Source organism: Pseudomonas sp. TE31087 (assembly GCF_057284075.1).
Map to the genome: position 1 here is coordinate 2,435,851 of NZ_JBXVNN010000001.1, position 25,857 is coordinate 2,461,707.

Annotated in this window: 21 protein-coding genes, 1 tRNA gene and 3 pseudogenes; 12 read left to right on the forward strand and 13 right to left on the reverse strand. The window is 66.3% G+C overall.

Features of this window, described 5'->3' with window-relative positions:
- Window positions 1–114 precede the first annotated feature (114 nt).
- Both ACZ899_RS10870 and ACZ899_RS10875 read left to right on the forward strand, forming a co-directional pair.
- Window positions 115–1,572, forward strand: a complete 1,458-nt coding sequence (locus ACZ899_RS10870; RefSeq protein WP_234562002.1) for a mannose-1-phosphate guanylyltransferase/mannose-6-phosphate isomerase — start codon at window positions 115–117, stop codon at window positions 1,570–1,572.
- Window positions 1,573–1,635: 63 nt separating this feature from the next.
- Window positions 1,636–2,871: a glycosyltransferase family 4 protein gene (locus tag ACZ899_RS10875; protein WP_234562000.1), complete on the forward strand. Its 1,236-nt coding sequence runs from the start codon at window positions 1,636–1,638 to the stop codon at window positions 2,869–2,871.
- Here the strand turns inward: ACZ899_RS10875 and ACZ899_RS10880 are convergent.
- Together ACZ899_RS10880 and moaB are read right to left on the reverse strand one after the other, a co-directional pair.
- Window positions 2,860–4,080 carry a molybdopterin molybdotransferase MoeA gene (locus ACZ899_RS10880; protein ID WP_232856038.1) on the reverse strand — a complete coding sequence of 407 codons (1,221 nt, stop codon included), beginning with the start codon at window positions 4,078–4,080 and terminating at the stop codon, window positions 2,860–2,862. The two genes, ACZ899_RS10875 and ACZ899_RS10880, sit on opposite strands and share 12 nt — an antisense overlap.
- Window positions 4,064–4,603, reverse strand: coding sequence for a molybdenum cofactor biosynthesis protein B (gene moaB, locus ACZ899_RS10885; RefSeq protein ID WP_046856412.1), 540 nt, complete (start codon window positions 4,601–4,603; stop codon window positions 4,064–4,066). The genes ACZ899_RS10880 and moaB overlap by 17 nt, the downstream gene beginning before the upstream one ends.
- Before the next feature lie 170 nt (window positions 4,604–4,773).
- Here moaB and ACZ899_RS10890 point away from each other — a divergent pair, with 170 nt between their 5' ends.
- Together ACZ899_RS10890 and ACZ899_RS10895 are read left to right on the forward strand one after the other, a co-directional pair.
- On the forward strand, window positions 4,774–4,995 hold the full coding sequence (locus ACZ899_RS10890; protein WP_023632528.1) for a YgdI/YgdR family lipoprotein: 222 nt from the start codon (window positions 4,774–4,776) through the stop codon (window positions 4,993–4,995).
- A gap of 81 nt (window positions 4,996–5,076) precedes the next feature.
- Window positions 5,077–5,153, forward strand: a tRNA-Pro gene (locus tag ACZ899_RS10895).
- 250 nt (window positions 5,154–5,403) lie between these two features.
- Here ACZ899_RS10895 and mqo read toward each other — a convergent pair.
- The 4 genes and pseudogenes from mqo to ACZ899_RS10915 all read right to left on the reverse strand — a co-directional run bounded on the left by mqo (window position 5,404) and on the right by ACZ899_RS10915 (window position 10,943).
- The gene (gene mqo / locus ACZ899_RS10900; RefSeq protein WP_234561998.1) at window positions 5,404–6,969 is read right to left on the reverse strand and encodes a malate dehydrogenase (quinone); all 1,566 of its coding nucleotides are present in this window, start codon (window positions 6,967–6,969) and stop codon (window positions 5,404–5,406) included.
- A 396-nt stretch (window positions 6,970–7,365) separates the two neighbouring features.
- The gene (locus ACZ899_RS10905; RefSeq protein WP_409077831.1) at window positions 7,366–8,133 is read right to left on the reverse strand and encodes a methyl-accepting chemotaxis protein; all 768 of its coding nucleotides are present in this window, start codon (window positions 8,131–8,133) and stop codon (window positions 7,366–7,368) included.
- Window positions 8,134–8,298: 165 nt separating this feature from the next.
- Window positions 8,299–8,508 (reverse strand): annotated as a pseudogene (locus ACZ899_RS10910) (methyl-accepting chemotaxis protein); the annotation flags it as partial.
- Window positions 8,509–9,180: 672 nt separating this feature from the next.
- A pseudogene (locus tag ACZ899_RS10915) lies at window positions 9,181–10,943 on the reverse strand (ABC transporter transmembrane domain-containing protein).
- A gap of 248 nt (window positions 10,944–11,191) precedes the next feature.
- On the opposite strand from ACZ899_RS10915, the gene ACZ899_RS10920 reads away from it, so the two are divergent.
- Complete coding sequence (locus ACZ899_RS10920) at window positions 11,192–11,362, forward strand: PA1571 family protein (RefSeq protein WP_203647472.1); 171 nt, start codon at window positions 11,192–11,194, stop codon at window positions 11,360–11,362.
- A 53-nt stretch (window positions 11,363–11,415) separates the two neighbouring features.
- Here ACZ899_RS10920 and pdxB read toward each other — a convergent pair whose 3' ends face one another.
- From pdxB to rlmM, 3 genes are all read right to left on the reverse strand, one after another.
- Window positions 11,416–12,558 carry a 4-phosphoerythronate dehydrogenase PdxB gene (pdxB, locus tag ACZ899_RS10925; RefSeq protein ID WP_234561996.1) on the reverse strand — a complete coding sequence of 381 codons (1,143 nt, stop codon included), beginning with the start codon at window positions 12,556–12,558 and terminating at the stop codon, window positions 11,416–11,418.
- Between the two features lie 47 nt (window positions 12,559–12,605).
- Complete coding sequence (tusA, locus tag ACZ899_RS10930) at window positions 12,606–12,848, reverse strand: sulfurtransferase TusA (protein WP_050704845.1); 243 nt, start codon at window positions 12,846–12,848, stop codon at window positions 12,606–12,608.
- Window positions 12,849–12,988: 140 nt separating this feature from the next.
- Entirely contained in the window at window positions 12,989–14,053 is a 1,065-nt protein-coding gene (rlmM, locus tag ACZ899_RS10935) for a 23S rRNA (cytidine(2498)-2'-O)-methyltransferase RlmM (protein ID WP_234561994.1), read from the reverse strand.
- 219 nt (window positions 14,054–14,272) lie between these two features.
- Between rlmM and acnA the strand changes: the two genes are divergently transcribed.
- The 3 genes and pseudogenes from acnA to ACZ899_RS10950 all read left to right on the forward strand — a co-directional run bounded on the left by acnA (window position 14,273) and on the right by ACZ899_RS10950 (window position 19,785).
- Complete coding sequence (gene acnA, locus ACZ899_RS10940; protein WP_234561992.1) at window positions 14,273–17,014, forward strand: aconitate hydratase AcnA; 2,742 nt, start codon at window positions 14,273–14,275, stop codon at window positions 17,012–17,014.
- A 227-nt stretch (window positions 17,015–17,241) separates the two neighbouring features.
- Window positions 17,242–18,018: a CPBP family intramembrane glutamic endopeptidase gene (locus tag ACZ899_RS10945; protein WP_234561990.1), complete on the forward strand. Its 777-nt coding sequence runs from the start codon at window positions 17,242–17,244 to the stop codon at window positions 18,016–18,018.
- 200 nt (window positions 18,019–18,218) lie between these two features.
- Window positions 18,219–19,785: pseudogene (locus tag ACZ899_RS10950) on the forward strand (methyl-accepting chemotaxis protein).
- A gap of 224 nt (window positions 19,786–20,009) precedes the next feature.
- Here the strand turns inward: ACZ899_RS10950 and ACZ899_RS10955 are convergent.
- The 4 genes from ACZ899_RS10955 to ACZ899_RS10970 all read right to left on the reverse strand — a co-directional run bounded on the left by ACZ899_RS10955 (window position 20,010) and on the right by ACZ899_RS10970 (window position 22,839).
- Complete coding sequence (locus ACZ899_RS10955) at window positions 20,010–20,894, reverse strand: pseudouridine synthase (protein WP_234562018.1); 885 nt, start codon at window positions 20,892–20,894, stop codon at window positions 20,010–20,012.
- Between the two features lie 50 nt (window positions 20,895–20,944).
- Window positions 20,945–21,253, reverse strand: a complete 309-nt coding sequence (locus ACZ899_RS10960) for a transcriptional regulator (protein ID WP_203647475.1) — start codon at window positions 21,251–21,253, stop codon at window positions 20,945–20,947.
- Between the two features lie 68 nt (window positions 21,254–21,321).
- On the reverse strand, window positions 21,322–21,558 hold the full coding sequence (locus tag ACZ899_RS10965) for a glutaredoxin family protein (protein WP_050704806.1): 237 nt from the start codon (window positions 21,556–21,558) through the stop codon (window positions 21,322–21,324).
- A 72-nt stretch (window positions 21,559–21,630) separates the two neighbouring features.
- Window positions 21,631–22,839: an ammonium transporter gene (locus ACZ899_RS10970; RefSeq protein WP_232856033.1), complete on the reverse strand. Its 1,209-nt coding sequence runs from the start codon at window positions 22,837–22,839 to the stop codon at window positions 21,631–21,633.
- A 304-nt stretch (window positions 22,840–23,143) separates the two neighbouring features.
- Here ACZ899_RS10970 and ACZ899_RS10975 point away from each other — a divergent pair, with 304 nt between their 5' ends.
- From ACZ899_RS10975 to ACZ899_RS10990, 4 genes are all read left to right on the forward strand, one after another.
- Window positions 23,144–23,455: an ElaB/YgaM/YqjD family protein gene (locus ACZ899_RS10975; RefSeq protein WP_186713711.1), complete on the forward strand. Its 312-nt coding sequence runs from the start codon at window positions 23,144–23,146 to the stop codon at window positions 23,453–23,455.
- A gap of 9 nt (window positions 23,456–23,464) precedes the next feature.
- Window positions 23,465–23,839, forward strand: a complete 375-nt coding sequence (locus ACZ899_RS10980; RefSeq protein ID WP_203647476.1) for a phage holin family protein — start codon at window positions 23,465–23,467, stop codon at window positions 23,837–23,839.
- Window positions 23,836–24,165 carry a hypothetical protein gene (locus ACZ899_RS10985; protein WP_203647477.1) on the forward strand — a complete coding sequence of 110 codons (330 nt, stop codon included), beginning with the start codon at window positions 23,836–23,838 and terminating at the stop codon, window positions 24,163–24,165. Before ACZ899_RS10980 ends, ACZ899_RS10985 begins: the two co-directional genes overlap by 4 nt.
- 89 nt (window positions 24,166–24,254) lie before the next feature.
- Window positions 24,255–25,586 carry a deoxyguanosinetriphosphate triphosphohydrolase gene (locus ACZ899_RS10990; protein ID WP_234561988.1) on the forward strand — a complete coding sequence of 444 codons (1,332 nt, stop codon included), beginning with the start codon at window positions 24,255–24,257 and terminating at the stop codon, window positions 25,584–25,586.
- The last annotated feature ends 271 nt before the right edge of the window (window positions 25,587–25,857 follow it).

The following is a 25,857-nucleotide window of genomic DNA, read 5'->3' on the forward strand; positions in this document are numbered from 1 at the left end:
CGGACGAAGCCGACTCGAAAAGTCATTTTATTGACTTTGTGCCGCCAGACGCCTGACAGGTCGTGATTTCCTTGCATTGCGCTGCCCCCGGCGCCCTGATTCGAGGCTGTGACTATGAGCGTTCTGATTCCCTGCATCATCGCTGGCGGCGCCGGTACCCGATTGTGGCCGGTCTCCCGCGAGGCCATGCCCAAGCCCTTCATGCGCCTGCCCGATGGCATGAGCCTGCTGCAGAAGACCTTCAGCCGCGCCAGCAGCCTGCCCGGCGTCGAACGGGTGCTCACGGTGACCAACCGCGAAGTGGTGTTCCGTACCCAGGACGAGTATCGCCAGGTCAGTACCCAGCGTATCGCCCTCGACTTCATCCTCGAACCTTTCGGCCGCAACACCGCCCCCGCCATCGCCGCCGCGGCGCTGCACTGCGCCCGCCTGCATGGCGAGGACAGCCTGCTGCTGGTGCTGCCCGCCGACCACCTGATCCAGGACCAGGGCGCCTTCGAGGCGGCCGTCCAGCGGGCCATGGCCCTGGCCGGAAAAGGTTGGCTGACCACCTTCGGCCTGCTGCCGACCCGCGCCGAAACCGGCTTCGGCTACATCGAACAAGGAGAGGTACTGGGTAACGACGGCTATCGGGTCGCCCGCTTCGTCGAAAAGCCCGACGCCGACACCGCCCAGGCCTACCTGGACGGAGGCCGGCACCTGTGGAACGCCGGCATGTTCTGCCTGCGCGCGGGCACCGTGCTGCAGGAGCTGCAGGCCCATGCCCCCGAGGTGCTGCACAACGTGACCCACTGCCTGGCGCAGAGCCTGTTCAAGGAGGGGACGTGCGGCCAGCAGGTGGAACTCGACGCCGACAGTTTCGCGCAGGCCCCCGACATCTCCATCGACTACGCACTCATGGAGCCCTCCACCCAGGTGGCCGTGGTGCCCTGCGCCATCGGCTGGAGTGATATCGGCAGTTGGGAAGCGGTGCGCGAGCTGCGCCCGGCCGACAGCCAGGGCAATCATTGCAACGGCGAAACCGTGCTGCATGACGTGAGCAACTGCTACATCGACTCACCGCGTCGGCTGGTGGGCGCGGTGGGCCTGGACAACCTGATCGTCATCGACACCCCCGACGCCCTGCTGATCGCCGATGCCGCGCGCAGCCAGGAGGTCAAGGTGATCGCCCAGCAACTCAAGCGCCAGGGCCACGACGCCTACCGCCTGCACCGCACCGTGACCCGCCCCTGGGGCCTGTACACCGTGCTCGAGGAAGGGCCACGGTTCAAGATCAAGCGCATCATGGTCCGCCCCGGCGAATCGCTGTCGCTGCAGATGCACCATCACCGCAGCGAGCACTGGATCGTGGTCAGCGGCATGGCCTGCGTGACCAACGGTGAAGAGGAGTTTCTGCTCGACACCAACGAGTCGACCTTCATCAAGCCCGGACGCAGCCACCGCCTGACCAACCCCGGCGTCATCGACCTGGTGATGATCGAGGTGCAAAGCGGCGAATACCTGGGCGAAGACGACATCGTACGCTTTACTGATATCTATGGACGCGCCCCGGCAGCAGCAGCACCTGCTTGACTGCCAGAGGGCGCGTTTTGCCATCCAGGGCCGACACCCGGCCAACCGCGAGGATTCGGGCTCATGCGCATACTCTGGACCCTGCCCTACCTGCCCTGGCCCACCACCAGCGGCAGCAAGACCCGGCAATACCACCTGCTGCGCGCCCTGGCGCAGCATGGCCACCGGATCACCTTGCTGGTGCAGTCCAAGGTACCCTTGAGCGACGCGGCGCGCGAGGCCCTGGAGCCGCTGGTGGAGCGCCTGGTGGTGCTGCCCCGGCGCGCGCTGCACAGCCCGCTGAACCTGCTGGCCTCGCCCATCATCGACTACCCCATGCGGGCCATCATCAATGGCCTGGCGCCCTGCCTGAGGCACCGCTTCGAGCAGTTGCTGGACGAACCCTGGGACGTGATCCAGATCGAGCACAGCTACAGTTTCCAGCCGTTCGAGAAGGCCTTGCAGGCCCGTGGCCTGCCCTACATGCTCAGCGAGCACTACCTGGAATCGGTGATGGGCGCCGCCTGCCACGACCGCTTGCCCCTGTGGCTACGGCCGCTGAACGCCTTCGACCGCTGGCGCTACCGGCGCTGGGAGCAGCGAGTGCTGCGCCAGCCCACCGAGGTGGTGGCGGTCAGCGCCCATGATGCCGAGCTTATCGGCCAGATCAGCGGGCGCCCGGTGAACGTGGTGGTCAATGGCGTGGACTGCGACCACTACCAGGAGGTTCGCCCCACGCCGCACAGCCAGCGTCTGCTGTTCGTCGGCAATTTCGAGTACGGCGCCAACCTGGAGGCCATCGAATGGGCGCTGGAAGAGATCCTGCCTCAGGTGTGGATGAGCAATCCGGCGGTGCGCCTGGCCATTGCCGGCCACGCCCTGCCGGCCAGCTGGAAGCTGCACTGGAACGACCCGCGCATCGAGTGGGTGGGCTATCGCCCCGACCTGCGCGAGCTGCAACGGCGCTCGGCGCTTTTTTTCGCGCCGCTGCGCCATGCTGGCGGCTCCAAGGTGAAGATCCTCGAAGCCATGGCCGCCGGGCTGCCGGTGATCACCACCAGCAAGGGCGCCTCGGGCCTGGCCATGAACAACGGCGAGCACTACCTGGGCAGCGACGACAGCGGCCAGCTGGCGCTGCTGGTCACCCAGTTGCTCAACCAGCCATGGCGCATGTGCCAGCTCAGCGAGGCCGGGCGCCAGTTCGCCCGCCAGCGTCATGACTGGAGCGTCGCAGCCCAGCAGCTGGAGAACGTGCACATGCGCCTGACCCAGCTGGCGCCGTCCGGCGCCGCAGCCGCCGGCGGCGTGCTAGCCAAGTAGCTCGCTGAACGGAATGAACGTCACCGCATCGCCCTGTTGCGGCGTCGTGCCTTCGAGCACTTCCACCACGCCATCGGCCCATGCCGCGCTGCGCAGCACGCCGGAGCTCTGGTTCTTGTAGATGCGCACGCGACCGTCCTCGATGCGTGCCCGCAGGTACTCGCGGCGCGTTCCGGCCTTGGGCCAGTCGAAACCTGCCGGCACGCTGAAGCGCAGCGGCGCAACATGGGCCACGCCCATTCGACGCAGCAGGTAGGGCCGGGTCAGCAGGCCGAAGGTGACCAGGGTCGAGGCCGGATTGCCCGGCAGGCCGATCACCGGCACCCCCTGGTAATGGCCGAAGGTCAGCGGCTTGCCCGGCTTGATCGCCAGCTTCCACAGCGCCAGCTCGCCCGCCTCGCGCAGGGCCAGGCCGAGGAAATCGGCCTCGCCCACCGACACGCCTCCGGTGGACAGGATCAGGTCGACATCGCCCAGCCCGCCCAGGCACTGGCGGGTGCGCTCGAGATCGTCCGGGAGGATGCCGGCGTCGACCACCGTGCAGCCCAGGCGTTGCAGCCAGCTGACCAGCAGGCGTCGGTTGCTGTTGTAGATCTGACCGGGGCCCAGGGCCAGGCCCGGCTCGACCAGTTCGTCGCCGGTCGACAGCACCGCCACCCGGGGCCGACGCCGCACTTCGAGCGTGCCGAAACCCAGGGTCGCGGCCAGCCCGAGCTGGATCGGGCCCAGCCGCGTGCCGGCGCTCATCACCTGTTCGCCGACACGGGTTTCCTGGCCCTTGGGGCGAACGTTCTGCGCCAGCGCCAGCGGTTCGAGGAAACGCACCCGACCATCCTCGAGCACCTCGGTGTTTTCCTGCATCTCGACGCAATCGGCACCTTCCGGCAGCGGCGCGCCGGTGAAGATCCGTGCGCAGGTGCCAGGTTCCAGGGGCTGTGGTGCATGCCCGGCGAAGATGCGCTGGGTCACCCGCAGCGGTTCGCCCTGACAGTCGGCCAGGCGCAGCGCGTAGCCGTCCATGGCGCTGTTGGGCCACGGCGGCAGGTCGAGGCCAGCCACCAGCTCATGGGCCAGGACCCGCCCTTCGGCCTCGGCCAGCGGTACCTGTTCGGTCTCGGCGATGGGCGCCGTGTCGGCCAGCGCCAGCAGGCGCTCCAGGGCCTCTTCCACCGGCATCAAGGGCCGGGCCACCTCAGCCACGGCTGTCACAGGCCGCCGCCTGCTTCAGGTGCGGCACGAAATTGCACGGCCGATGACGGGCGTCCAGCTGCTCGGCAAGGATGCCGTCCCAACCGGTGCGCACGGCGTTGGTCGAGCCCGGCAGGCAGCAGACCAGGGTGCCGTTGGCAAGCCCGGCCAGGGCGCGGGACTGCACGGTGGAGGTGCCGATATCGGCCACCGAGATCTGCCGGAACAGCTCGCCGAAGCCCTCGACCTGCTTGTCCAGCAGGCACGCCACGGCTTCCGGGGTACTGTCGCGGCCGGTGAAACCGGTGCCGCCGGTGATCAGCACCACCTGCACCTGGTCGTCGGCGATCCAGGTCGCGACCTGGGCGCGGATCTTGTACAGGTCGTCCTTGAGCAGCACCCGCTCGGCCAAGCGGTGGCCGGCGGCGCTCAGGCGATCGACGAACAGCTGGCCGGAGGTGTCGGTGTCAAAGGTGCGGGTGTCGCTGACCGTCAGCACGGCGATGTTCAGCGCAACGAAAGGGGTATCTGCCTTGGCTTTCATGGGAGTCCGTCGCAGGGTAACTGGGAATGTGCGCTGTTATATCACAGGCCGCCCGCGGCGTTGTTCTTGGTCAATGCCGCCGCGATGGCGCTATGCTGCACTGTGCAAGGAACTTGCGTGGACGCCCTGCGTCTTAATGACATCTAGCACCATCGCACTGGAGAAACACGATGATCCAACGGACCCTTCCCGCCTTCCTGCTTGCCCTGGGCCTGGGCGCCCTCGCCGGCTGCGCCTCGCCAACCGTCATCACCCTCAACGACGGCCGCGAGATCCAGGCGGTGGACACCCCATCCTATGACGACGATTCCGGTTTCTACGAATTCGAGCAGCTCGACGGCAAGCGCACGCGCATCAACAAGGACCAGATCCGCACCGTCAAGGAGCTGTGATCCAGTCCCGCTTTTTAGCGCAACTCCTTTTTGCAACAAGGGGTTGCGTTGAAAAAAGCGATGCAGTAGCATTTTGGACATCGGAGTGTAGCGCAGCCAGGTAGCGCGTCTCGTTCGGGACGAGAAGGCCGCAGGTTCGAATCCTGTCTCTCCGACCATATCCCGCAAAAAACCCGCTTCGAGCGGGTTTTTTGTTGCCTGCGAAAAGGCCTGGTAGCGCCCTCCATCGAGCAACACTGGCCCCTGTAGGAGCGGCCTTGTGTCGCGAAAGGGCTGCGCAGCAGCCCCAGGATTTCAGCGTTGCTGCAAAGATCGCCGGGGCCGCTTTGCGGCCCTTTCCGGCCGGTCCGACGCCTCGGCAAGGCCGCTCCTACAGGCTGGCGCCGCTCCCACGCTCAGCTCACACGGTTACTCCGGCAACACCGGCACGTACAGCAGTTGCAGGCGCGCACTGCTCCACTCACGGGTCTTGTTGGTCAGCTCGAGGTCGTTGTTCAGCTTCTGGCCGTAGGTCGGCACGATCTCCTTGAGCCTGGCTTGCCACTCGGCACTCTTGATCCGATCCTTGAAGGTCTTCTCCAGCACGCTCAGCATGATCGGCGCGGCGGTCGAGGCACCGGGCGAGGCACCCAGCAGCGCGGCAATGCTGCCGTCCTCGGCGGCCACCACTTCGGTACCGAACTGCAGCACGCCACCGTGCTCGGGATCCTTCTTGATCACCTGCACGCGCTGGCCGGCCTGGAGCAGTTTCCAGTCTTCGTTCTTGGCGTTGGGGAAGTACTCGCGCAGGGCCGCCATGCGGTCATCGAAACTGAGCATCAGCTGACCCATCAGGTAGGTGCTCAGGTCAATGTTGTCGATGCCGGCATGCATCATCGGGCTGATGTTGTGGGTGGTCAGCGAGCTGAACATGTCCAGCAGCGAGCCGTGCTTGAGGTACTTGGTGGAGAAGGTCGCGAACGGACCGAACAGCAGCACTTCCTTGCCATCGATCACCCGGGTGTCCAGGTGCGGCACCGACATCGGCGGCGCGCCGACCGAGGCCTTGCCGTACAGCTTGGCCTTGTGGCGAGCGACCAGGTCGGCATTGTCGGTCATCAGGAACTGGCCGCCGACCGGGAAGCCTGCATAACCTTCGGCTTCCGCAATACCGGACTTCTGCAGCAGCTTTAGCGCGCCGCCACCGGCACCGATGAAGACGAACCTGGCCTTGACCGAAGACGCCTTGCCGCCGTTGGCCAGGTCGGCCACTACCACGTTCCAGCTGCCATCGTCGTTGCGCACGATGTCGCGCACTTCATGGCTCAGGTGCAGCTGCACATTGGGATTGCGGGTCATGGAGGCGAACAGCTGGCGGGTGATCTCGCCGAAGTTCACGTCGGTGCCGATGGCCATGCGGGTCGCGGCCACTTTCTGCCCGGGATCACGGCCTTCCATTACCAGCGGCACCCACTTGCGGATCTGCTCGTGGTCCTCGGTGATCTCCATGCCACGGAACAGCGAGCTGTGTTGCAGGGCCTCGACGCGCTTGTGCAGGAAGGCGACGTTGTCGTCACCCCAGACGAAGCTCATGTGCGGCACATTGTTGATGAACGAACGCGGGTTGCTCAGCACGCCCTGCTCGACCTGGTAGGCCCAGAACTGCTTGGACACCTCGAACTGCTCGTTGACGTTGACCGCCTTGCTGATGTCGATGCTGCCGTCCTTGCCGACGCTGGTGTAGTTCAGCTCGCAGAACGCCGAGTGGCCGGTGCCGGCGTTGTTCCAGGCGTTGGAACTTTCCTCGGCGACCTGGTCCATGCGCTCGTAGACGTCGACCTTCCAGTTCGGTTCCAGCTCGGTGAGGTAGGTCCCCAGGCTCGCACTCATGATGCCGCCGCCGATCAGCAGGACATCGACGGACTTCTGTGGCTCCGCGGGCTTGGAGCAGCCGATGACGCTCAGGCACAGGAGCGTCAGCAGGATTTTTTTCATTAGCTCAATCCAATTGAAGTGAAGGACTGGCAGTCGTTGCCCCCGGCGTGCACGCCCGGATGTTGTTGTTCTGGTCAGCAGGAGTCTTGCGAAATCGGGGCACGATCGCCTCGGGCCGTGGCCCGGAGCGCCGTAAAGCAGGGAGTGTGCCAGGTTGGCCTGGGCCAATGGCGCAGTGGGCTTGGCAGGGGCGGGTTGGCGGCAATCCGCCAAATGGATGGGTACTTTGCCTGAGGAATGGCGGTTTTCCCCCGAACGCCTGTAGGAGCGGCCTCGTGCCGCGAAAGGGTTGCGCAGCAGCCCCAGGATATCAGCGCCATGGCGAAAATAGCCGGGGCCGCTTTGCGGCCCGTTCGCGGCACAAGGCCGCTCCTACACAGGGATCGTGCAGGCTTGTCAGGCAGTGAGGCGGGAAGTGACTTCGCCCAACTGGCCCGACAACCCATGCAGGCGCTGCCCGGCTTGCTCGGTGTGCTGCACGGCCTCCTGGTTGGCGGTGGCGATGCGGGTGATCTCGACCAGGTTGCGCGAGATGTCCTCGGCGACACTGGTCTGTTCCTCGGCGGCGGTGGCGATCTGCCGGTTCATGTCGCGGATCGCCTCCACCGCCGTGGTGATGCGCTGCAGCATTTGCCCGGCCTGCTGCACCTGCTCGGCGCCCTCCTCGCTGCGCTGCTGGCCGCTCTCGATGGCCTTGACTGCCTCCACCGCGCCCGATTGCACCGCCTCGATGATCTGGTGGATCTCGGCGATCGACGCCGCAGTGCGCTGGGCCAGGCTGCGCACTTCGTCGGCCACCACCGCAAAACCACGCCCGGCCTCGCCGGCGCGGGCGGCCTCGATGGCGGCGTTGAGCGCCAGCAGGTTGGTCTGCTCGGCGATGCCGCGAATCACTTCGAGCACCTTGCCGATGCGCGTGCTGTCGTGCTCCAGGTGACGGATCACCGCCGCGGTACCGGCGATCTCGCGGTTGACCACGGCAATGGTATCGATGGTCCGCTGCATGACCTGCTCGCCGGCCTGGGCACTGTGGTCGGCCTCGTCCGCGGCGCGGGCGGCGTCGGCGGCGTGGCGCGCCACTTCCTGGGCGGTGGCCGACATCTCGTGCATGGCCGTGGCGACCTGGTCGGTGCGCTGGAACTGGTCGTGGGTGCCATGGGCCATGTCGCCGGCGATACTGCGCAGCCGGCCGCTGGCACTTTCCAGCTCCTCGGCGTTGTCCTTGAGGCGGCCGACGGTGTCAGCGAGGAAGTCGCGCAGGGTGTTGGCGGCCAGCGCCAGGCGCCCCAGTTCATCCTCGCGGCGGCTGTCGACACGGGCGGCGAAACGCCCCTGGCTGAGCTGGGCGACATAGTCGATCAGCTGGCGAATCGGCTCGACCAGGCTGCGATTGACCAGCCACAGGCTGAACAGCCCGACCAGCACGGCCGAGCCCAGCATCACCAGCACGCCCAGCCACACCGTGCGCTCGGCGCTGGCGCTGATGGCGCCGGCACGCCCGTGGGCGTCGGCGCGCAACTGCTCCACCAGCGCGCTCATCTGGTCGCTGGTGGCCCGGTCCACGCCCTTGACCGCCAGGTCGCCCGCCACCGGGTCGCCGCCGGCGGCCAGGAACGCCTGGCGTCCCTGCTCATAGGCCGAGCCCAGCTGCCGGTGACTGGCCTTGAGCTGCTCCAGGCGCGCCTTGAGCGCCGGCTCACTGCTGTCGATCAATTGCCCCAGCAACTGCTGCACCTGCTGCTCGCGGCTCTGGAACTGCTGCCAGTACTTGTCCAGCTCCGCCGGCTGGCGACCGCGCAGCAGCACGTTCTTCCACTCCTGCACCTGGATCTTGAACTGCAGGTTGGCTTCGTCGATCAGTTGCGAGGCACGCAACGGCCCGTCCACCAGCTCGGCATAGCCGCGCACGCTGGACGACAGGAACTGGAAACACACCAGAGCGATCAGCAGGATCGCCACCAGGCTGCCACCGAGCAGGGAGAGAATTTGCACTCTGAGGGATTTACGCAAGATTGCGGATCTCGGAACAAGGAAGAGGGAAAACGGCGCGCGACGGCACCGCCGACGGAGGCATCCTTGTCCTCGTTCGCTGGCCCGAAAACGCCGCCATCGGGCGATGACAGCCAGGGCGAGCACCTGCGCAACAACCGAGGCAGATAGTCTCAGGCAATTGCTACAGAATTGTTACAAAACAGCGACAGCCACGGCCGCTCAGGCTGGGTTGAACTGCAGCGCAGCCAAGCGTGCGTAGAGTGGGCTTTGCTCGATCAATTGTCGATGGCTGCCGACTGCCGCCAGTCGGCCTTTGTCGATCACCGCGATGCGGTCGGCATGCTGCACCGTCGCCAGGCGGTGGGCGATGACCAGCGTGGTGCGCCCGGCCATCAACTGCGGCAACGCCTGCTGGATCAGGTGCTCGCTCTGCGCGTCCAGGGCGCTGGTGGCCTCGTCCAGCAGCAGGATCGGCGCATCCACCAGCAACGCCCGGGCGATCGCCAGGCGCTGGCGCTGGCCGCCGGACAAACCCACGCCGCCTTCACCCAGGAGCGTCTGGTAGCCCTGGGGCAACTGGGCGATGAACTCATGGGCATGGGCGCCGCGCGCCGCCGCCTCGACCTCGGCCAGACTGGCCTCGGGCCGACCGTAGCGGATGTTGGCCTCGACCGTGCCACGGAACAGCGCCGGCTGCTGGGCCACCAGGGCGAACTGGCGACGCAGCTCGGCCGGCTCCAGCCCGGTGATCGGTTGGCCGTCGAGCAGAATCGCGCCGCCCTGCGGGTCGTAGAAGCGCAGCAGCAGGTCGAACAGGGTCGACTTGCCGGCCCCCGACGGCCCGACCAGGGCCACGGTCTCGCCCGGGCGGATGTGCAGGCTCAGGCCATCGATGGCAGCGGCAGTGGGGCGTGACGGGTAGGCGAAGCGCACGTCGCACAGCTGGATGTCACCCGTGGCACGGCCCTGCGCCAGCCCCTGCGGTCGTGCCGGCGCCAGGATGGCCGTCTGCGCCGCCAGCAGCTCGGCGATGCGCTCGGCGGCACCGGCGGCACGCTGCAGTTCGCCGATCACCTCGCTCAGGGTGCCGAAGGCGCTGCCGACGATCAGGCTGTAGAACACGAAGGCGGCCAGCTCGCCGCCGGAGATGCGTCCGGCGATCACGTCCATGCCGCCGACCCAGAGCATCACCCCTACCGCCCCGAGCACCAGCACGATCACCAGGGTGATCAGCCAGGCACGCTGGGCGATGCGCCGGCGCGCCACGCCGAACGCCGCCTCCACGGTCTCGGCGAAGCGCGCCTGGTCATGCCCTTGATGGTTGTAGGCCTGCACCGTCTTGATCTGACCGAGGGTCTCGGCGACATAGCTGCCCACGTCGGCCACCCGGTCCTGGCTCTGCCGCGACAGGCTGCGCACGCGCCGCCCGAACAGCAGGATCGGCGCCAGCACCAGGGGCAAGGCCAGCACCACGATGCTGGTCAGCTTGGGGTTGGTGACGAACAGCAGGATCACCCCGCCCAGCACCATCAGCGCGTTGCGCAGGAACATCGACAGCGACGAACCGATCACCGACTGCAGCAAGGTGGTGTCGGCGGTCAGCCGCGACTGGATTTCCGAGCTGCGGTTGTCCTCGTAAAAACCCGGGTGCAGGCCGATCAGGTGGTCGAACACCGCCCGGCGGATATCGGCCACGCAACGCTCGCCGATCCACGACACCAGGTAGAAACGGGCGAAGGTCCCCACCGCCAGCGCCATCACCAGCAGCAGGAACAGGCCAATGGTCTGGTTGAGCTGGTGCGCCGAACCGGTCATGAACCCCTGGTCGACCAACAGGCGGATGCCCTGCCCCATGGACAGGGTGATGGCGGCGGTGACCACCAGCGCCAGCAAGGCCAGTAGCGCCTGGCGGCGATAGGGGCGCACGAATGCCAGCCCAGGTGCAGGGCGCGGCGCTGGCGGGGAGAGATTGGCTCGGGCATGGCGAAAGTCGTTCTTTGCACGGATTAGACCAAGACTACCACTCGTCGGCCCCATGCAACGCCTGGGAATCCGTCGCCGTCCCATGATCGAACAGAACAACAGTGACTATGCTCATTCGTTCTAACCTGTGTCTGGAGCTTTGTCGCGCTTTCTGTTGGACTGTTCCGGCATGACGTCGAAGAAACTGTCACAGACCAGTCACGGCGAAGCACTACCTTGAGCTTGAACCTGAAAGAGGAGACAGGATATGAGCTTGCAGCACACCGATACGCCCAAGAACCAGAACCGTCCGCAACCTCAGGTCTGCGGCTCGATCATCGATGCCCAGGGCCGCGAGGTCCCGATCACCGAGCAGATGATCCAGAAGGCCTGCAAGGACCTGGAAGACAGCCGGGTCAAGAAAGTCGGCAAGGCCTGACCCCCGAATTGCGTGCAACCCGGCGCTTGCGCCGGGTTTTTATTGGCTGGCCGTCAGGCCAGCACCGCCCCCAGTGCGCTGACCAGTTGCACCAGCTGCGGCGCCTCTCCACGGACACGTACCGCCAGCCCCTCGATCTCGCGCCTTACCGGGTAGTGCTTGCGCAGCAGGTCGAACGCTGCACGCTGTTCGGCCGGATCTTCGCTCAGGCTGCGACGAAAATCCGCATCGTCGCGACGTGGGTCGTAGACCGCCCGGCACAGGGTGGCCAATGCCCACGCCGGATCCGCGCTCGGGTCAAACTCGATCTGCGCCAGACCCGGCGCCGGCAACAGGTCGGCCAGGCGCACCTGCTCGGGCTCCCCGCGCCAGCGGCAGAAGGCCTGGTAGATCTGCGCCGTGCCCCGCTGCTTGCCGTCCAGGCTGTAGCCGGCGATATGCGGCGTGGCCAGGGTGCACAGGTCGGCCAGTTGCAGGTCCACCTGCGGCTCGCCCTCCCACACATCAAGCACCGCGTGCAGATCCTCGCGATCCAGCAGCAGTTCGCGCAGGGCCGCGTTGTCCACCACCGGGCCGCGGCTGGCGTTGATCAGCCAGGCGCCGGCACGCAAGCGGGCCAGGCGCGGCTGGTCGAGCAGGTGCCAGGTCGGGTGATCGCCGCCGCGTTGCAGCGGCGTGTGCAGGCTGATCACGTCGCACTGCTCGAGGATCGTCTGAAGGTCGACAAAGTCGCCGCCCTCGCTGGCCTGGCGCACCGGGTCGCACACCAGCACCTTCCAGCCCAGGCCATGCAGCACCCGCACCAGGCGCCCGCCGACCTCGCCGGCGCCGACCACGCCATAGACGCGCTTGGCCAGGTCAACGCCGTCGAGTTCGGCCAGGGTCAGCAGGCTGCCCAGCACGTAGTCCACCACGCCACGGGCGTTGCAGCCCGGCGCGCTGCTCCAGTGGATACCGGCCTGGGCGAAATAGTCGAGGTCGAGGTGATCGGTGCCGATGGTGCAGGTGCCGACAAAGCGCACCCGGCTGCCTTCGAGCAGTTGCCGGTCGACGCGGGTCACCGAGCGCACCAGCAGCACGTCGGCGTCCTTGACGCAGGCGGCGTCGATGGCCCGGCCGGGGTAGCGGCGGATCTCGCCGAAACCGGCGAAGAAGGCATCGAGCAGCGGGATATTCTCGTCGGCAACTATCAGCATGGTGCTCTCCTGTCAGGGGAGCGCAGTGTAGCGCGATCGCAGCCGGCTCAGTCGGCCTTCTTGCGGATCCAGTACAGGTAGGTGCCGGCCTCTTCCTGCTGGCCGAGCAACTCGTGGCCGAGGAAGATGCAGAACTTGGGAATGTCGCGACGGGTCGACGGGTCGGTGGCGATCACCTTGAGCACGCCGCCGCCGGCCAGCTCGCGCACGTGCTTGTGCAGCATCATCACCGGCTCCGGGCAGTTCAGGCCGGTGGCGTCGAGGATCGCGTCGTGGGTGAAATCGGTCATGAAAGGCTCCGCAAAATGATCGTCATTGTGGCGCATCGGTCGGTGGGCTCCAAGGGGCTGCGCGCAGCCCATCGCCGGCAAGCCGGCTCCCACAGGGGAATCACCAGGTTCCGTGGGAGCGGGCTTGCCCCGCGATGGCCTCAGCGCGGCTTCAGGTCCAACCGGCGCAGGTGGCAGGTCACTTCCTCGCGGTCGTGATAAAGCTGCTTGCAGGCGATCGACACCTTGACCTTGCGCGCTTTGAAGCCTTCCTCGATCCGGTCGAGCAACTTGCGCACCTCGGCGTGACGCTGCTTCATCGGCAGCTTGAGGTTGACCACTGCCTCGCGGCACAGCCCCTCGCCCAGCCAGGTCTCGATCAGCGACGCGGTGCGCGCCGGCTTCTCGACGATATCGCAGACCATCCAGTCCACGGTCTGTTTCGGCTTCCAGGTAAAGCCGTCGGCCATCAGGTGCGTGACCAGCCCAGTGTCCATCAGGCTTTCGGCCATCGGCCCGTTGTCGATGGCGGTGACCAGCATGCCGCGCTTGACCAGCTGGTAGGTCCAGCCACCGGGCGCAGCCCCCAGGTCGACACCGGTCATGTCGTCGTTCAGGCGCTGGTCCCACTGTTCGCGCGGGATGAACTGGTGCCAGGCTTCTTCCAGCTTGAGGGTCGAACGGCTGGGTGCTTCCCGTGGGAACTTCAGGCGCGGGATGCCCATTGGCCACAGCGCCTGGTTACCCGCTTCGGCCTGGCCCAGGAATACCCGCCGGCCACTGATGAAGGTCAACAGCAGGCGCGGACGCTGCGCGTCGTCAACCAGCCGCCCGGCCTTCTCCAGCGCCTTGCGCAGCGGCACTTCGAACTTGCGGCAGAAGGTCGACAGCTCCTTGCCGTCGTTGGTGTCGAGCACCTCCAGCCACAGGCTGCCGAACACCGGCAGCTCGGCCAGCTGCTCAAGCAGCACGCTGATGCGGTCGGTCTCGGGCAACTCGATGTAGCTGCCGCACGCCCACTGGCGCGGGAAGATCAGCCGGTCGAAACGCATTTCACGCATCAGCCGCGCGGCACCGTCGGGCTCGCTGCAGACGAATTCGGCGCAGGCGCTGCTTGGCTTGCCCTTGGCATAGCCGGCCACGCCCAGGTGGGCGGCGTGTTCGCTGATTTCGGCGCAGACCTCGCCCTCGAAGCCGGGCCGGCAATGCATGAACAGGGTATTCATTTCTCACTCCACATCACTGGCGCAGACGGCGCCAGGGCGGCGAATGATAAAGGAAGATCGGAACCGACGACACGCCCCATCGGTCCAGAAAAGGGTCAGGGCGGACAAACCGGTCTAACCTGACTGTTCAGCCAGGTCCGTGCCGTGCGGACCGGTCCAGAGCGGTGACACCGGCGAGCGACCCACAGTCGCCGGGCACCGGAGCACAAGGAGTTGTAAATGCCCTCGCTCGATAGCCTGAAAACCCTCAAGACCCTCCAGGTGGCCGACCGCGCCTACCACTATTTCAGCCTGCCCGACGCCGCGCGCCAGCTTGGCGACCTGCAACGCCTGCCCATGTCGCTGAAAGTGCTGCTGGAAAACCTGCTGCGCTGGGAAGACGGCAAGACCGTCACCGGCGACGACCTGCGCGCCCTGGCCCAGTGGCTGCAGGAACGTCGCTCCGATCGCGAGATCCAGTACCGCCCGGCGCGGGTGCTGATGCAGGACTTCACCGGCGTGCCGGCGGTGGTCGACCTGGCCGCCATGCGCGCTGCGATGGCCAAGGCCGGCGGCGACCCGCAGCGGATCAACCCGTTGTCGCCGGTGGACCTGGTGATCGACCACTCGGTAATGGTCGACCGCTACGCCAGCCCCAATGCCTTCGCCCAGAACGTCGACATCGAGATGCAGCGCAACGGCGAGCGCTACGCCTTCCTGCGCTGGGGCCAGAGCGCCTTCGACAACTTCCGCGTGGTACCGCCGGGCACCGGCATCTGCCACCAGGTCAACCTCGAGTACCTGGGCCGCACAGTATGGACCCGTGAAGCGGACGGCCGCACCTACGCCTTCCCCGACACCCTGGTCGGCACCGACTCGCACACCACCATGATCAACGGCCTGGGCGTGCTCGGCTGGGGCGTGGGCGGCATCGAAGCCGAGGCGGCAATGCTCGGCCAGCCGGTGTCGATGCTGATTCCCGAGGTGATCGGCTTCAAGCTCACCGGCAAGCTGCGCGAGGGCATCACCGCCACCGACCTGGTGCTGACGGTAACGCAGATGCTGCGCAAGAAGGGCGTGGTGGGCAAGTTCGTCGAGTTCTATGGAGACGGCCTGGCCGACCTGCCGCTGGCCGACCGCGCCACCATCGCCAACATGGCTCCCGAGTACGGCGCCACCTGCGGCTTCTTCCCGGTGGACCAGGTGACCCTGGACTACCTGCGCCTGTCCGGTCGCCCCGAGGAGGCCGTGCAACTGGTCGAGGCCTACAGCAAGGCCCAGGGCCTGTGGCGCCTGCCGGGCCAGGAGCCGCTGTTCAGCGATACCCTGGCGCTGGACATGAACGACGTCGAAGCCAGCCTCGCCGGGCCCAAGCGCCCGCAGGACCGGGTCGCCCTGGGCCAGGTCGCCCAGGCCTTCGACCACTTCATCGAGCTGCAGCCCAAACCACTGGCCAAGGAGGTCGGCCGCCTGGAAAGCGAAGGCGGTGGCGGTGTGGCGGTGGGCAATGCCGACCAGGCCGGCGAGATCGACTACACCCACGAAAACCAGACTCACACCCTGCGCGACGGCGCCGTGGTGATCGCCGCCATCACCTCCTGCACCAATACCTCGAACCCCAGCGTGATGATGGCGGCCGGGTTGGTGGCGAAAAAAGCCGTGGAGAAGGGCCTGACCCGCAAACCCTGGGTCAAGAGCTCACTGGCGCCAGGTTCCAAGGTGGTCACCGACTACTACAAGGCCGCGGGCCTGACACCTTACCTCGACCAGCTTGGCTTCGACCTGGTTGGCTATGGCTGCACCACCTGCATCGGCAACTCCGGCCCCCTGGACGAGGCGATCGAGAAGGCCATCGGCAGCGCCGACCTCACCGTCGCTTCGGTGCTGTCGGGCAACCGCAACTTCGAAGGCCGGGTGCACCCGCTGGTCAAGACCAACTGGCTGGCCTCGCCGCCGCTGGTAGTGGCCTATGCCCTGGCCGGCAGCGTGCGTCTGGACCTGACCAAGGACGCCCTGGGTACCGGCAAGGACGGCAAGCCCGTGTACCTGCGCGATATCTGGCCAAGCCAGCAGGAAATCGCCGAGGCCGTGCGCAGGGTCGACACGGGCATGTTCCACAAGGAGTACGCCGAAGTGTTCGCCGGCGACGCCCAGTGGCAGGCCATCGAGGTGCCCCAGGCGGCCACCTATGTCTGGCAGGACGATTCCACCTATATCCAGCACCCGCCGTTCTTCGACGACATCGGTGGTCCACTGCCGGAAATCGGCGATATCCACGGCGCGCGCATCCTCGCCCTGCTCGGCGACTCGGTGACCACCGACCATATCTCCCCGGCCGGCAACATCAAGGCCGACAGCCCGGCCGGCCGCTACCTGCGCGGCAAGGGCGTGGAACCACGGGACTTCAACTCCTACGGTTCACGGCGCGGCAACCATGAGGTGATGATGCGCGGCACCTTCGCCAACATTCGCATCCGCAACGAGATGCTCGGTGGCGAGGAAGGCGGCAACACCCTGTACGTACCCACGGGCGAAAAACTGTCGATCTACGATGCCGCCATGCGCTACCAGCAGGACGGCACGCCACTGGTGGTGATCGCCGGGCAGGAATACGGCACCGGCTCCAGCCGCGACTGGGCGGCCAAGGGCACCAACCTGCTGGGGGTCAAGGCGGTGCTGGCGGAGAGTTTCGAGCGCATCCACCGCTCAAACCTGGTGGGCATGGGTGTGCTGCCGCTGCAGTTCAAGGCCGGCGACGACCGCAAGCGCCTCGGGCTGACCGGCAAGGAACGCATCGATGTGCTGGGCCTTGGCGGGGCGCAGATCCGCCCGGGCATGAGCCTGCCGGTGCGCATCACCCGCGAGGACGGGCGCCAGGAGCAGATCGAGGTGCTGTGCCGGATCGATACCCTCAATGAGGTGGAGTACTTCAAGTCGGGGGGGATCCTGCATTATGTGCTGCGGCAATTGATCGCAGGGTAGGTATTCACCCCTCGCGCCCGCGCCTTCAGTGCTGACTGTTGTGGGAGCGACGGTGCGCCGCTGCGACTTGCCCCGAGATGGCGTTCGCCTGGACCGCCGCCATCGCGGGGCAAGCCCGCTCCCACGCCCCCCCCGCTTTAATATCGTTACTGCTGCAGACCATGGTGTCCTGAAGCCGCCAGGTTGAGTCCTACCCTCCTCGGATTCACCGGCACTAAGGAAATGTCATGCCTCTTCCCCACTGGATCGCCCTGCTCCTGCTCGCCCTCGGCTATGCGATCGCCCTGGCCTACGGCAGCCTCGGCCTCGCCGCCCTGCCCGCCTTGCTTGCCCTGCTGTGCAGCGCCCTGCTCGCCCGCCGTGCGGTGCGCTGGCAACAAAGCCTGGGCCATCTGTTGTTCATCCTCCTCGCCCTCGCCCTGGCCCTGCACTGGCTGCCCGGCTTCCACAGCGCCAAAGTGATCGACAAGGCCGTGCTCAGCGACGGCGCCGTGCCCTTCTCCCTGTACCTCAACCTGGACAAGCCTCTGATCGGTCTGTGGTTGCTGCTGGCCTGCCCGTGGCTGGTGATGCTGCGCCCACGCGGCCTGCTGCCCGGCCTGGCACTGACCCTGCCATTGACCCTGCTCGCCTGCCTGGGCGGCGCCTGGGCACTGGGCATGGTCGCCTGGGCACCGAAATGGCCCGACCAGGCCTGGCTGTGGCTGCTGAACAACCTGCTGTTGGTGAGCCTGACCGAAGAACTGTTGTTCCGTGGCTATATCCAGGGCGGCCTGCAACGTCTGTTCAGGCATGAAGGGCTGGCGTTGCTGGTGGCCGCGCTGTTGTTCGGCCTCGCCCACCTGGCCGGTGGCTGGCAATGGTTCTACCTGGCCACCCTGGCCGGGGTGGGGTATGGTCTGGCCTATCGCCATGGCGGGCTGGCGGCGGCGGTGCTGTGCCACACCTGCGTCAACCTGGCGCACTTCGCCGCTTTCAGCTACCCGATGCTGGCCCCGAATTGAACAATCGGTCATGATCAGACCTGATCGTCATCATTTATAAAGAAAACTGCAATATTGGCGGCAACGGCTGCGATCAGGTGGGCTGCATTAGCTCAGCCGCACTGATGGCACCTTGCCCCAGATCAAGCCAGTTAAATATTCATTCAATAAAACCAGAGGCTTGCCGATACCCGTCGAAAGCCTTGCGGATTGAACAGCCAATGCGTAACAACCAGCCGATTACCCAGAGAGAACGGACTTTCCCTGCCCAGCAGCGGTTGATCTCCACCACCAACGCCAAGGGCGTGATCACCTACTGCAACGATGCCTTCATCGAGATCAGCGGTTTTTCCCGCGAGGACCTGATGGGCGCGCCGCACAACCTGGTGCGCCACCCCGATGTGCCACCGGCCGTGTTCGCCCACATGTGGCAGACCCTCAAGCAAGGCCTGCCGTGGATGGGCATCGTCAAGAACCGCTGCAAGTCGGGCGACCATTACTGGGTCAACGCCTACGTCACGCCGATCTTCGACAGCAACCAGGTGGTCGGCTACGAGTCGGTACGGGTCAAGCCCACCGCCGAGCAGATCCGCCGCGCCGAAGCGCTGTACCAGCGCATCAACCAGGGCCGCTCGGCCATCCCGAAACGCGACAAGTGGCTGCCGGTGCTGCAGGACTGGCTGCCGTTCATCCTGGTCAGCCAGATCGGCTTCCTGATCGGCAACTGGCTCGGCCATTCCTGGGGCTTCGCCCTGGCCGCCGGCCTGTCGGTGCCGCTCGGCCTGCTCGGCCTGAGCTGGCAGCAGCGCGGCCTCAAGCGCCTGCTGCGCCTGGCCGAACAGACCACCTCCGACCCGCTGATCGCGCAGATGTACACCGACAGCCGCGGCGTCCAGGCGCGCCTGGAAATGGCCATGCTCAGCCAGGACGCACGGATGAAGACCTGCCTGACCCGTCTGCAGGACAGCGCCGAGCAGCTCAGCGACCAGGCCCGCCAGTCCGACGCCCTCGCCCACCAGAGCTCGTCGGGCCTGGAGCGCCAGCGGGTGGAGACCGAGCAGGTCGCCGCCGCCGTCAACCAGATGGCCGCCACCACTCAGGAAGTGGCCAACCATGTCCAGCGCACCGCCGACGCCACCCAGGAAGGCCAATCGCCTGACCAGCCAGGGCCGCAACATCGCCGGCGAGACCCGTGACGCCATCGAGCGGCTGTCCGCCGCCGTGGGCGAGACCGGGCTGACCGTCACCCAGTTGGCCAAGGACAGCGACGAGATCGGCGGCGTGGTCGATGTGATCAAGGGCATTGCCGACCAGACCAACCTGCTGGCGCTCAACGCCGCCATCGAAGCGGCGCGCGCCGGCGAGATGGGCCGCGGCTTTGCCGTGGTGGCCGACGAGGTCCGTCAGCTGGCCCAGCGCACCGCCGAATCCACCGGGCAGATCCACACCCTGATCGCCAAGCTGCAACAGACCGCCAACAACGCGGTGCAGACCATGGAAACCGGCCACCGCCAGGCCCAGGAAGGCGTCGAGCGGGTGATGGAGGCCGACCAGGCGCTGGTGGGTATCAGCGAGGCGGTGGCCAATATCACCGACATGGCCACCCAGATCGCCGCCGCCACCGAGGAGCAGTCCGCGGTGGCCGAGGAGATCAGCCGCAACATCAGCACCATCGCCGACCTGGCCGACCAGACCTCCGGCCAGGCCCAGCGCTCGGCGCTGCTCAGCGAAGAGCTGACCAGCACGGCGGGTACCCAGTACTCGCTGGTGGAACGCTTCAACCGCTGACCAGCGGTGACAGACTGTAGGCGCCAGCCGTGCTGGCGCCTACAGCGGTGGTGCCGGCCTCAAGCCATGCCCCATGCCTGTGGGAGCGGGTTTACCCGCGAAGCAAGCGACGCGGTGCCTGGCACCGCCTGCGCCGGTTCGCGGGCAAGCCCGCTCCCACAGGGATCGCGCCAGCTTGAGACATTTGCCCAAGACAGCGCCGGGCGAAGATGTGGGACTGGCCTTTACCAATCCAACTTCAAGCGGCTTTCGAAATAACGCACCTCACCCGTCAACGGATCCTCGAAGCGCAGGCTGTGGGCCAGCAGCTTGAGTGGCCGCGCGTAATCATCCTGTTCGTTGACCAGCTGCGGATAAAAAGGATCGTTGCAGATCCCCGCGCCCAACGCCGCCATATGCACCCGCAACTGATGGGTCTTGCCGGTGACCGGTGACAGGCCATAGCGCCACAGCTCGCCATTCTTCTCCAGCACACAGGCGTGGGTTTCGCTGTTGTCGGCCCCTTCCACTTCATGCATGCGGAAGAACGGCTCGCCATGCACCAGACGGCTGCGGTGCACCAGCGGGTAGTCATGCTGCGGCATGGCCGCGGCGATGGCCTGGTAGTGCTTGTCGATGCGCCGCTCGGGGAACAGGCGCTGATAGGCGCCACGGCTTTGCGGGTTGGCGGAAAACAGCACCAGCCCGGCGGTGTGCCGGTCGATGCGGTGCAGCGGCACCAGGTGCGGGTTGTCCAGGCGCCGGATGAGCCGGCGCAGCAGCGTCTGTTCGACGTACTCGCCCGTGGGAGTGACGGGTAGGAAGTGCGGCTTGTCCGCCACCACAAGGTGCTCGTCGACATGCAGGATTTCTTCCTGCACCGGGATCACCTTCTCGTTGGGCACTTCACGAAAATAGTGCAAGCGCATGCCCCGCCGATAGAGCGTATCCGCCGCAATAGGCTGGCCGTCGGCATTCAGCACCCGGCCCCGGGCGAAGCGGTCAAGCCACTGCTCACGGTCGATGCCCTTGAAATGATCGCACAGGCAGTCGAGCACGTTTGCCCAGGGCCCCGGAGGCAGGCATACGGTACTGGCTTGCTGGTGGGCGGGGTCGAAAGGCGTGGTCATCATCGGGCTCGGTTCTACGTGGGCGGACATTATCTCCTACCCCCTGCCCCTCAACCAGCCTCGCTGGCCGGCTCGCAGCGCGCCTTGAGCCAGCGCAGCACCTGCACCGCGTCCCAGCGCCCCGGATCGTAGAGGGCGTAGCTCAGGCCCTGATAGCCCACCACGTCCAGCGGACGGTGAAAGCCGGCGCGCTGGAACAGCGCCTCGATCTCGGCAAAGCAGGTGTTGAAATGCACCTTGCCGAACGGCGTGCGTTCGTCGGTGACGATGCCGTCGAGGCGCAATTCCAGCACGGCCTCGCACACACGCTCGGGAGCCATGTGATTGACGCTGTACTTGAGTTGCTCGACATTGAGCATGGCTTCACCTCGGATACTGTATTTATATACAGCATACGGAGCGAGCCACCCGCTCGTCAATGCGCGACTCAGCCGAGGAAGGCCACCACCTGCTCGGCATCGAACGGCCAGCCCAGCTCGGCGCCGGTATCGCAACGGCGCAGCACCGGGATGCTCAGCCCGTAGCGTTCGAACAGCGCCTCGCTGTCGGCGATATCGACCAGCTCGACCAGCAGGCCGTGCTCGACGAACGGCATCAGCACGGCCTCGGCCACTTCACACAGGTGGCACCCCACGGTGCCGAACAACTGGGTTTCTGGGAGCATGCAGACATCCGTAATTCGCATGAATGGATGCTCATTCTAGGTCCGTCCCCGCCAACGCGCACCTGACCTGGCTCAATCCTGGCTGGTGGCGCCGATCCGGTGCACGGCCAGGTCCGCGCCCTGGAACTCCTCCTCGTGGCTCAGGCGCAGGCCATGCAGCGCCTTGATCAAGCCATACACGGCAAAACCGCCGACCAACGCCACCAGCACACCCGCCAGGCTCCCCAGCAGCTGGCTGACCAGGCTGACGCCGCCCAGGCCACCCAGGGCCGCCTGGCCGAACACGCCGCAGGCAATGCCGCCCCAGATGCCACACACGCCGTGCAAGGGCCATACCCCCAGCACGTCGTCGATCTTCCAGCGGTTCTGCGCGGCAGTGAAGCACCAGACGAACAGGCCACCGGCCACCAGCCCGGTGACCAGCGCGCCCACCGGGTGCATCAGGTCGGAGCCCGCGCACACCGCCACCAGGCCGGCCAACGGGCCGTTGTGCAGAAAGCCCGGGTCGTTACGCCCGGCCAGCAGGGCCGACAGCGTGCCGCCGACCATGGCCATCAGCGAGTTGATCGCCACCAGCCCGCTCACCCCCTGCAGGGTCTGCGCGCTCATGACGTTGAAGCCGAACCAGCCGATGATCAGGATCCACGAGCCCAGCGCCAGGAACGGAATGCTTGACGGCGCGAACGCCACCAGGCGTCCGTCGCGGTAGCGGCCACGGCGCGCGCCGAGCAGCAACACCGCCGCCAGCGCCAGCCAGCCGCCCATGGCGTGTACCACCACGGATCCGGCAAAATCATGGAACGGCGCGCCGAAACGCGCCTGCAACCAGGCCTGCAGGCCAAAGTTGCCATTCCACACCACGCCTTCGAAGAACGGGTAGATGAACGCCACGATCAACGCCGTCGCGCACAGTTGCGGCGCAAAGCGCGCGCGCTCGGCGATACCGCCGGAGATGATCGCCGGAATGGCCGCGGCGAAGGTCAGCAGGAAGAAACACTTGACCAGCGCATAGCCGTGATCGCTGGCCAGCGTCGCCGCCGGTTGCAGGAAACTCACGCCATAAGCGATCCAGTAGCCGATGAAAAAATACACCAGGGCCGAGACGGCGAAGTCACTGAGGATCTTCGACAGGGCGTTGACCTGGTTCTTGTGCCGCACCGTGCCGACCTCGAGAAAGGCGAACCCCGCGTGCATGGCCAGGACCAGGATCGCGCCCATGAGGATGAACAAGGTGTTGGAGCCATGGACCAGGGAGTCCATCGCGCTGTGCATGTTTTCCATGAAGTGGCAGACCTGCAAAAAGGCACCAGGACAGTTCAAGAACCGGCATCCATGCACCGGATCGGTGCCAGGCCCCTGCCCCGTTTCGGTGAGCCGGGCGGCGCCTGCGTGGTTTTTTCTTGGGTTTGTCGTGGATTGGGTTAAGGTTTAGCGGTATCCGCAACGCTGGCGCATGGTTTCGGCGCAAGCCGCGGCGGACACGCACCGCTTTTTAGCAAGCGCTGTACCAACACATCCCGCTGAACCTTCCGCGCCACCGATCACTCGAAATAACCAGCACACATCCACAGGGAGAGGCCCATCCATGGCCAGCAAATCGGCAAAGACTGCACAGGAAATATTGATGGCTGACTTCCAGGCTCTGGTCCGCGATACCGAGAAGCTGCTCGCCGACACCGCCAACCTGGCCGGCGACCAGGCCGACGAACTGCGCGAGCAGATCCACGAACGCCTGGTGCAGGCCCGCGAGACCCTGCAGTTGACCCAGGATTCGGTGCGCGCTCGCGGCCAGGCGGCCCTTGGCAGCGCCGAGGAATACGTGCAGGAGAACCCGTGGCAGGCCATCGGCATCGCCGCCGGCGTCGGCCTGCTGATCGGCCTGCTGGCCAAGCGCTGAGGAGCCGGCATGGACAACGACGCCATCGGCACGGGCGCCTCCGGTCGGCGCCTGGGCGCGGCCATATTGGGCCTGCTGCACAGCCATATCGAGTTGTTCGGCATCGAGTTGCAGGAGCAGAAGGCCCGCACCCTCAGTCTGCTGTTGTTCGCAGGTCTGGCCCTGGTGTTCGCCCTGCTGCTGCTGACCGCGCTGTCGGGCCTGGTGCTGGTGCTGCTGTGGGACAGTTACCGACTGGCCGGGATCATCGGCCTGTGCGTGTTCTACGGACTCGCCGCGCTGTACTGCGGCCTGCGCCTGAAAGCCGCGGTGTTCGATGAATCCTCGCCGTTCAATGCCACCCTCGAGGAGTTGGCCAAGGATCGGGAGCGCCTGCTGCCATGAGCCTGCCCGAACTGCCCAACACCCGTAACCCCCGTGAGCTGCGCAAGGCGCTGCTGCGCCTGCGCATGGAAATGCACCGCCAGGAAATCCGCCACGAGTCCGGCCAGTTGCTCGAACCGGTCCGCCGCCTGCGCGGCATGGGCGGCTCGTTCGGCGAGGGCCTGGGCGTCAAGCACGGCTCGCTGTGGGGTATCGGCGCCGTCGTCGCCCTGGGTTTTCTCACCGGCAAGGGCGTGCGCAGCGGCAACCTGGCACGCCTGGTGCGCCTGGGCACCAGCCTGGTACCGCTGATCCGCCTGTTCCTCGGCAACAGCCGCCGCCCCTGAGGCCAAGGCGCGCACGACGCTTGCGCGGGCGCGCCGGACGCAGGAAGCTAGGGTTTGCCTAGCTCGACTCTACGATGGGAGAAAACGCCTTGGACTGGCACACCCTGCTGACCCGCGAACGACTGGGCAAGGCCCTCTACAGCCCCGAGGAACTCGGCCGCAGCCCGTTCCACAAGGACCACGACCGCATCATCTTCTCCGGCGCCTTCCGCCGCCTGGGGCGCAAGACCCAGGTGCACCCCGTATCCAGCAACGACCATATCCACACCCGCCTGACCCACTCCCTGGAGGTCAGCTGCGTCGGCCGCTCGCTGGGCATGCGCGTCGGCGAGACCCTGCGCGAGCAACTGCCGGACTGGTGCGAACCCAGCGATCTGGGAATGATCGTGCAATCGGCCTGCCTGGCCCACGACATCGGCAACCCGCCGTTCGGCCATTCCGGCGAGGACGCCATCCGTCACTGGTTCCAGCAGGCCGCCGGGCGCGGCTGGCTGGACGACATGAGCGACGATCAACGCACCGATTTCCTCAACTTCGAAGGCAATGCCCAGGGCTTTCGCGTGCTCACCCAGCTCGAATACCACCAGTTCGACGGCGGCATGCGCCTGACCTATGCCACCCTTGGCGCCTACCTCAAGTACCCATGGGCGGCACGCCACGCCGACGCCCTGGGCTACAAGAAGCACAAGTTCGGCTGCTACCAGAGCGAACTGGGGCTGCTTGAGCAGATCGCCGGCAAGCTCGGCCTGCCGCAGCTGGAGCACCAGCGCTGGGCCCGTCACCCCCTGGTGTACCTGATGGAGGCCGCGGACGACATCTGTTACGCCCTGATCGACCTCGAGGATGGGCTGGAGATGGACCTGCTGCAATACGTCGAGGTCGAGGCGCTGCTGCTGGACCTGGTGGGCGATGACCTGCCGGAAACCTATCGCCTGCTGGGGCCCGGCGAATCACGTCGGCGCAAGCTGGCGATCCTGCGCGGCAAGGCCATCGAGCACCTGACCAATGCCGCCGCCCAGGCCTTCGTCGAACAGCAGCAGGCCCTGCTCGCCGGCAGCCTGGCGGGTGACCTGGTCGAGCACATGCATGGCCCGGCGCAACGCTGCGTACTGCAGGCCAAGGACATGGCGCGCAAGAAGATCTTCCAGGACAAGCGCAAGACCCTGCACGAGATCGGCGCCTACACGACCCTGGAGATCCTGCTCAATACCTTCTGTGGCGCGGCGCTGGAACAGCATGGCGGGCGTACCCCGTCGTTCAAGAGCCGGCGGGTACTGGACCTGATCGGCAACAACGCCCCCGACCCGCATGGTTCGCTGCACGACGCCTTCCTGCGCATGATCGACTTCATCGCCGGGATGACCGACAGCTACGCCAGTGAAATGGCTCTGGAAATGACCGGGCGGTCCAGTCCGAAGTGAGGGGATGACGGGGTGTTCGGCGCGAAGCTTTCGGCGCCTATGAGATCGAGCGCCGCCCGCGCGGCGCATCGCGACGCAAGGCCGCTCCCACATCTGTTTCGGGCCAGTCAATCCTGTTCCATTACCTGGTCCGCCTTGTTGGCCCGACGCAATTTCAGCATGGACACCAATGCCGCACCGCAGGACTTGAGGCATGCACCAAGGCAGGCGCCGTCTCATTCACAGGATTAATTGGCCCGAAACAGATGTGGGAGCAACTGTCTTGCTCAAT